Annotated in this window: 4 protein-coding genes; 1 reads left to right on the forward strand and 3 read right to left on the reverse strand. The window is 41.4% G+C overall.

What is annotated here, in order from left to right:
• On the forward strand, positions 1-2,632 hold a 2,632-nt coding region (locus F8R90_RS26470; RefSeq protein ID WP_196513150.1), incomplete at its 5' end, for a WD40 repeat domain-containing protein.
• A gap of 105 nt (positions 2,633-2,737) precedes the next feature.
• On the opposite strand, the gene F8R90_RS26475 is transcribed toward F8R90_RS26470, so the two are convergent.
• From F8R90_RS26475 to glyQ, 3 genes are all read right to left on the reverse strand, one after another.
• Positions 2,738-4,411 (reverse strand): alpha-amylase family glycosyl hydrolase, encoded by a 1,674-nt coding sequence (locus tag F8R90_RS26475; protein WP_196513151.1) that lies wholly within the window; start codon positions 4,409-4,411, stop codon positions 2,738-2,740.
• A gap of 367 nt (positions 4,412-4,778) precedes the next feature.
• A complete protein-coding gene (locus tag F8R90_RS26480; RefSeq protein WP_196513152.1) occupies positions 4,779-7,133 on the reverse strand; it encodes a ComEC/Rec2 family competence protein in 2,355 nt (784 codons plus the stop codon).
• 447 nt (positions 7,134-7,580) lie between these two features.
• Positions 7,581-8,480, reverse strand: coding sequence for a glycine--tRNA ligase subunit alpha (gene glyQ, locus F8R90_RS26485; protein ID WP_196513153.1), 900 nt, complete (start codon positions 8,478-8,480; stop codon positions 7,581-7,583).
• Positions 8,481-8,779 lie beyond the last annotated feature (299 nt).

The following is an 8,779-nucleotide window of genomic DNA, read 5'->3' on the forward strand; positions in this document are numbered from 1 at the left end:
GGAGCAGGGGGCAGGGGGCAGGGGACAGAAAAAAGATACAGTTTATACTTCATTTTCTGATCTTCTTGTCCCGATCGATGATAGTCAAGAACAGGCAGAACTGTTGTTATCTGGTTTAGTCGAGAAACACAAGGGCTATCTCAAAATTAAAAATCCCATCTATCGGAATGTTTTCAATGCTGAATGGGTAGTCAAGCACTTAGACAATCTCCGCCCTTACTCGCAAACATTCAATTCTTGGGTAGCTTCTTCCTTTAAAGATGAATCGCGCCTTTTGCGAGGACAGGCTCTAAAAGATACTCAAAATTGGGCACAGGGCAAAAGTCTGAGCGATTTGGATTATAAATTTTTAGCTGCAAGTATTGAATGCGAACGACGTGAAGTGCAAACGGCATTGGAGGCAGCCCGGGCCAAAGAGGTAGAAGCACGATTAGAACAAGAGAAAAAAACTGCTAAACTGCAAAGATTTCTGTTAGTTGCAGTATTTATTGGGTTGCTCGTCTCTTGCTGTTTGGGGATAGGAAGTTTCATCTTGTACCGCAAAGCTCTCAAAAGTGAAAGTCAAGCCAGAAAAAGTGAAATTCGAGCGCTTGTATCCTCTTCTGAAGGATTATTTGCCTCAAATCGCCGATTGGATGCGCTCATAGAAGCTATTAAAGCCAAACATAAACTGCAAAAACTAGGTAAACCAAATACAAATATTCAGCGTCAAGTAGACAATGTATTACGCCAAGCAGTTTATGGAGCAGACGAGTACAATCGTTTTTCGGGTCATACAGCAGCTGTTTTAGCATTAGATATCAGCCCTGACAGTTCTCTGATTGCCTCAGCAAGTATAGATAAAACAATCAAGCTTTGGCGACGTGATGGTACAGAAGTTGCAACTCTCAAAGGTCATCAGGCAGCAGTTAGAGCAATCGATTTTAGCTCTGATGGCCAGCTACTCGCCTCGGCGAGCGAAGATGGCACTATTAAACTCTGGAAACTAGATGGCACTTTGTTAAACACTTTCAAAGGCCATACTGCTTCTGTCTGGGGAGTTGCATGGAGTCCCGATGGTCAGTTTCTTGCCTCTGCCAGTTTCGATAGAAGTGTTAAACTCTGGAAGCGAAACGGCACCTTGCTCAAAACATTTCAACAAGGTGACACAGTAGGATTTTGGGGAGTTACATGGAGTCCTGATGGTCAAATAGTTGCGGCTGCAAATTTAGACAAGACAGTAAAACTCTGGAAACGGGATGGTTCTGGCTGGCAAAACGCCAAGCCTTTACAACCTCTCAAAGGCCATAACGGTTGGGTTGTAGGAGTAACTTTCAGCCCTGACGGCCAAACCATTGCTTCAGCGAGTGAAGATGCAACTGTCAAACTTTGGCAGCAAAACAGCCCAGGTGGAAGCTACCGCCTTAATAAAACTCTTAAAGGACACAGCGCCGGGATTTGGGGAGTCGCCTTTAGTCCCGATGGTCAGACTATTGCCACCGCCAGCCTCGACAAAACAATTAAACTTTGGAACATTGATGGTACAGAACTGAGGACACTGAAAGGACACAGCGCGTCTGTTTGGGGAGTGACTTTTAGCAAAGATGGCAGCTTTATTGCTTCGGCGGGTGCAGAAAACGTTGTTAGACTTTGGCAAAGTCAAAACCCATTCCAAAAGTCTATCATTGCCCATCAAGCTGGAATTTGGTCAATAGCTATCACCGCCGACAGTTTGGCGATCGCCACAGCTAGCCACGAAAATACTGCTAAACTTTGGAGTCGCCAAGGTAAATTGCTCAAAACTTTTACTGAATCTGGGGGCGCAATCTTCGAGGTTTCATTTAGTGAAGATGGCAAGTTAATTGCCCTTCGCACTTACGATGATTCGATAAAGCTCAAAAAGCGAGACGGTACTTTGGTCGCTACTTACAAAGATCCTCTCGGTAAACTCTTAGCAGCAGTATTGAGTCCTGATGGACAAGTGATCGCAATGGCAAATGTTGACAAAATTGCTCAGATATGGCGCCGCGTTAGCGTAGCGACCCCGCAGGAGTTTCAGACTGCACCGCAGATTCTCAAAGGACATCAGGCGGAAGTGTGGCACGTCGTATTTAGTCCAGACGGTCGGCTAATTGGTTCAGTCAGTGGCGATAGTACCGCTAAATTGTGGACGCTTGATGGCAAGTTGTTCAAAACCCTAGTAGGACATTCGGCGACAGTCTGGAGATTAGCCTTTAGCCAAGACACTAAAATGGTGGCTACTGGAAGTGGTGACAATACTGTTAAGTTATGGACACTTGAAGGCAAGCTGCTGAAAACTTTTAAAGGTCATACAGCTGCAATTTGGGGAGTTGCATTTAGTCCCGACGGAAAAATAGTTGCTTCTGGTAGCGTGGATTCTACCGTCAAACTTTGGAAAATAGATGGTACAGAATTAACGACTCTGAGGGGACATACCGCAGCCATTAGGGAAATTGCTATCAGCCGCGACGGGACAATCCTTGTCTCAGGAGGTGATGACAACACATTGATTCTGTGGAATTTGCCGCGAATTCTCAACTTAGATGCACTGGCTTATGGTTGCGCCCTGGTGCAAGATTATTTGAGAACTAACACAGCAGTGGAGGAGAGCGAACGCATTATTTGCAATTAACCTGGCTTCTGTTATTTTGAGAAAAGAAAAATAATTATAGGTTTGTAGTTTGAGTTCAAGCACAAATAATAAACAATCCCTAACTATCAATCATTTCTTCACAGACTACAACTGCTCAATAAATATCTTGGCTGTATAGCTTGGCAACTCAGTGACTAAACCATCTTCTCCAACTTCTACCTTTGAATTCGTGAGCCAATCTTGCCAGTATTCAGCGGATGGGAAGCCTGAAATTATATATTTATTTAAATTCTGGTCGGAAAAATTTGCCACGACAACCACACGAGAATTCTGCTCATCCCAGCGAGTGTAAGCTAATACTTTATCATCGGCATTTTCGTAGAAAAAGTCGATATTATCACTTTGCAAAGCTAGATTCTGCTTGCGTAGAGCAATGATTTTTTGATAGTACTCAAATAAATTATGATTCTGGTCGCCTGACAACAAAGACCAATTAATTTTCTGTGGCTTAGTTACATCTTCGCTTTTTTGCTGGTATTCACCAAACTCTTCTCCCATCCATAGCATTGGTATACCCAGTGCTGTCATTAAGAGAATGGCTGCTAACTTCGTTCGCTTAAAAGCGTCTTCGTCAAAGATACCGCGATCGCCTAATTCTCGCAATAAACGTTCGCGATCGTGGGTTGCCAAATAATTTATCACATTGGTAGCAGTTGCATAACCCTGCCGTCTGGGATCTAAAATTTGCTTTAGTTGTTCTAATTCAAATGTTTCTCCACAAATATATGGAACTATAAAGTACCGAAAACTCTCATGCCAACAAGCATCTAATGGCCCATCTGGTCTGACTACAGTTTTTGTATCGGGAATATGTTCAGCGATATTGTAAAACTGCTTGGGTGCAGCATGGTTTTTCCCTTGCTTCGCCAGCCAGCCTAAAAATTCAAAGTTAGCTAACTGACGCACTGCATCAAAGCGAATTCCATCAATGTGATACTCCTGAATCCAAAATTGCACTACATCCCCGACATATTTCCATGCAGGCTTAAGATTTAACTTTTCATCATAATTATCATAGTTAAACTCTGGCCCCCAGTAATTATCTGGATCTTCAGGATAATGCATGTGTTCGTAATACCAGTAATGCCGGTCGATCAGCATTAACGGGCATTCTTCATCTGTATGATTATAAATTCCATCCATAAAAACGCGAATGCCTCTACCATGACATTCATCTATTAATCGCTTTAAATCTTCTGTTGAACCGTAACTAGATTCTGTAGCAAAAAAGTGGCGCACTTTATAGCCCCAGTTATAGTTACCAGGGTACTCATTAACTGGCATTAATTCAATTGCATTAATTCCCAATTCAACTAGATAATCTAACTTGGCAATTACTCCTAAATATTTGCCTCGTTTGTCAAGTCCAAACTCATCACCAGTAAAATCTGCAACATGCATTTCATATATGACTAATTCACGATTTTCAGGCAAAGGTTTTTCGTCATGTTGCCAAACATAAGTATCAATAATGCGTTGCCCATCTTTAATCCGCACTATGCTAAATTTTTCTGTTTCATTAACATCAGTTGCTTTAGGATCAATAACGTCTACCCATTCATCAAGTGCAAAATTCGGGCTTTTGCTTTGAATACGAAATTTATATTGATAAACTCCATCTTCCAGTTTTACTTGAGTACGGAAATAACCATCTTCACTTTTTCTCATTGGGATTTCTTTCCACTCAGAAAAAGATCCAATTAAAGCTGCTCCTTTGTTACGAGGAGCAAACAATGTAAATTCAATTAAACTTCCCATTTCCATATTTTTTAATATATCTTCTTGTGGGTAGGTATAACAATACAAACATTAACTCAACAAGTACACGTTTTTTGAATAACTCACGTCAATGCTTTTCATATCTAAAAATGCTGTTTATCCATTGGAAAACACAAATTTTATACTAATAATTGCTTACTACAAAATATCAAAATTGCAGCTTAAAATGATTATTTGTAACTTGTGCTGGACAACTAAATTTACGAACAAGTATCCTTGCTAACTATGATTGTATAGTAGTTTGCAATTTATTAAAAAGGATACTTACTTCCGAATGACTATACATCTATCTTTAGTTAGTCTTTTTTAAAAAATCGTGCTTTAAATTTACCTACTTGTGAGTTTTTTATAAGACAGAAGACTTATTTTCTGTAGCTTCAATAAACGCTTCAAACTGACCATTAGGCGTCCATTGAATAGCCCCATCTCGTCCTGTAAAAAATAGTTTGGTTTGGCTTTGATTCAATTCAGATAAAGCTTTTGTGTCAAAGTTGGCAGAAGAAGCGATCGCCACTTGTGGTTGTAGAGCAATAACTAAATCTTTTAGTGACTGAGGCGCACACCATAGAACTTGTGGACGAGGTAAACTTCCACTTTTAACTAGTTGCTGTACCTCTTTAGACTTAATATTACCTACTAATAACCAATTCTGATCTAAAATTTGCAATTGTAAGATGGGTAATTGATCATTGATTAATTGTGCCACTATTGAATCCGTTTTCACCGCTTGACCAACTGCCAGCGGTTGGTAAGAACCCTGAGATTTTTGTAATTCTTGTTGAATTGCCTGACTCGCAATAGCATTTTCTGGTTGGGGGGAATATTCATAAAAATTTTTTATTGGTAAATGTTGCAGTAATTCCAGCCAAGCATTACTGTCATTACCTTGAAAATCAGTTGCGATCGCCCAATTAATTTGATTTACACCCTGCTGTTGCAAAAACGGGAGAATTGTGAAACGTCCTGTCCCTTCATCGCCACTATTAATTACAGTTACTGTCCCTCTATTTTGAACAACTATAATTGGTTCCGTACCAGATTCTAATACCGTTATCCTAAATAATGTATTTGTAGAATGCCACAGGGGAATGAATACTAAAGCAATCGCAATTACATTAGCAAACCACCACCGCCGCTGCCACCAAGGGACTAGCCAAACTAGTATAATCAGTAAATAAATTGTCAGAAGCTGCCAAGTAGATATGCTGCCTACAGCAACAGAGTTTCCTGGCAATTTGCTAAAAAATTCCACTAATTTAATTAGCCAATCAGTCGGGTAATGCAATACCGCAGCTAAAAAGCTTCCTGCCTGAGTCCAAATTAAACCTACTAAGGCACTAATGATTCCACCTATACTAATGATCGAAATTAATGGAGTACTAATCACATTCAGCAACAAACTATAAGATGGTACAACCCCAAATACAGAAAGTTGCACAGGTAAAGTCCAAATAGTGGCAGCTAGTGGAACAGCAATCAAAGCAGCGATCGCAGGTGGTAACCATGCTAGGCGATTGACTAATGCGGGTACTGTTACTATTAATCCTAGTGTTGCTAAAAAACTCAATTGAAAGCCTAGATCCCAAATCCATAAAGGATTAAACACCAATAATAAAGTCGCTGCTAATAGTAATGAGCCGAACTGTTTTACTTTTCTTTTTAATAGCAACCCAACTAATGCCGCAAAACCCATAATTACGGCTCTGAGAACCGCAGGCTGAAAACCTGTTAAACTCAGAAAAATGATTAGAGCCAAAAAGCCAAGGGTAAATTGCGTTCCTTTTTTTGTCCGCCTTGTTAACTGTAATATCACACTCAAAATCAAGGAAGTTTGAAACCCAGAAGCTGCTAAAGCATGAGCTAATCCTGCTTGTACAAATAAGTCGCGGATATCGTAGGGTAAATCAACTGCTTTGCTTCCCAACACCATTGCACTGACAAGAGGCCCTTCTGGGATACCCAACCAACGAACTTGCGATCGCACAATTCGCTCCCGAATTTGCCACCATCCCCATTTCCGTTCTTGCTCTAAAACATTTATTTGTCGCCCCATCAAACCAGCAAATGTTCCTTCTTGCTTGAGAAACTTCTGAAAGTCGAAACCTCCCGGATTGGAAGCCGCCTTTGGTTTGTACAAAATTCCAGTCACCGCAATTTGTTGACTAGGGTATAAGCCAGTCGCCTGAAGTATAGGCACTGTCACATACAATTTGCCTGTAACCCCTTTTGGGACACCTGCTGAACCTTTATCATTTTTGACTTCATCTAGCTGAGTTGCTTCCAGCCAAAATTGTCCACGCTGACTGCGAGTTAAGCGGGGATTACTCGCCACTACGCCACGAATAATTACTAGTTGTTCTTGATTACTGCTATTTCCAGGCGGGACGAACTGACTAATATCTTTTGCCCCTGGTTGCGGCACTCGCCATTGAAAATATAAAGTTGCCAATAATCCCACTAAGCCAGCAGCTAGCCATATTCGAGCATGAGGAGTAGTTTGCCAGATATTAAGCACTGCTTTATTTTTGCTTCCAGCATTTTCTGGCTTTTGAGCTAGTTGGCGTGAAGTGGTGCGTCTTCTAAAAATAATTGCTCCCACTATCCCCAAAGCCAAAATCCACACGCCACCCCAAGGAACTGCTGTAAACAGTAACCCAAAAATGTAGCCAAGACAAATAATTACACCACTGCTTTGAATCATAAAATTTTTTGTAAAAGCACCTGACAACCCGAATTTGCAGCTAACTCAAGAATAGCTAGGGCAGCAATAGAGAAAAAGCGCCGTTGCTGAATTTGGCTATGAAATTGAAAAATCAAATATTCCAAACTCTTATTATCTGCGTTTGGACTGCCTCTGCGTGAGCTTTTCATCTCTTTAATCAGCAACACCGAAAATTTTTGATGCTTGTGGAGAAGTATAGTCCATCAAGTTGATACAAACAGAGCCCGCATAGGCGGGCCTTTTTCTCATAGCCTTAATGTTCTAGACTCAAGATTTAACGGTATTTCTGACTTTTAGCTATAGCCACATCATAAGGAAATACTTAGCTGAAACCCCAGCGCTGCGTGGAGAAACAGAACACAAAGTGCTACGCTGACCAAATATGCAATTGTTCCTAACGGACGAGAGTTCGTGTAGCTGTACCCTTTAGGATGTCGGGCTTTCTGTTGAACTTACAGTATCTTTGAGCAACGGAAAGCCCAGCTTCTCCCTTTGCTCAACATATAAATAAGCTACTTTTCTCGCTAAATGCCGAATCCTGGCAATATAGCGAGTTCTCTCTGTCACTGAAATCACACCTCTAGCATCCAGTAGATTAAACGTGTGCGAACACTTCATGACATAATCTAAGCTAGGCAAGACCAATCCTCGCTCCGTCAATTGGGTAGCTTCCTGCTCATACAAATTAAATAGTGTCAGTAGCAACTCAGGATTTGACGCTTCAAAGTTGTAGGTACACTGCTCAATCTCTGCCTGGAGGTAAACATCACCATAAGTAATGTTGTCCGTCCAATGAATCTTAGTAATTGCCTCAACTTCCTGGAGGTACATCACCAATCGCTCTAACCCGTATGTAATCTCAATCGACACAGGCCGGCAATCGATTCCCCCACACTGTTGAAAGTAGGTAAATTGAGTAATTTCCATCCCATCTAACCATACTTCCCACCCAGTACCCCAAGCTCCTACGGTCGCATCTTCCCAGTTATCCTCTACAAACCGAATATCGTGGTCTTCAGGACGAATACCTAAAACCCTTAATGAATCAAGATATATTTCCTGGATATTATCCGGCGACGGCTTAATCAGAACTTGGTACTGATAATAGTGTTGAAAGCGGTTAGGGTTTTCGCCGTACCGTCCATCCGTTGGGCGACGACACGGTTCAACATATGCAACAGCCCACGGTTCCGGCCCCAATGCTCTTAAAAATGTCTGGGGATTCTTAGTACCTGCCCCCTTCTCAATATCGTAGGGCTGGGCAATCAGACAACCGCGATCGCCCCAGAACTGATGCAATAAAGCTATAACCGACTGAAAATTCACGCTTCCCCCTTCCTGAGTTGGCACAGTGCATAAACCATTGTTGCCTAGAACCCGTCACTATGGGGAGTTTCAGGGGACAGAAAAGCCGTCCAAAATAATATTGGAAAAAATAGTTGACACAAAGAGTTGGGTTCGCTATATTGAATAAGTGCCTGAAGCGGAGAGCGAAAACGCGACGCATTCAGGGAACCGAACCTTGAAAATATTATAGTTTGAAAGCCACTATACAGCAAGTGGTCTGCGTCAAGAAAATAAAGATAACTAAGCTGAAGTTAAAAAAGAGCAGCTAATTGAGCTAA

Origin of the sequence: Nostoc sp. NZL (assembly GCF_015714705.1) — a bacterium.
GTDB classification, from domain to species: domain Bacteria; phylum Cyanobacteriota; class Cyanobacteriia; order Cyanobacteriales; family Nostocaceae; genus Nostoc; species Nostoc foliaceum_A.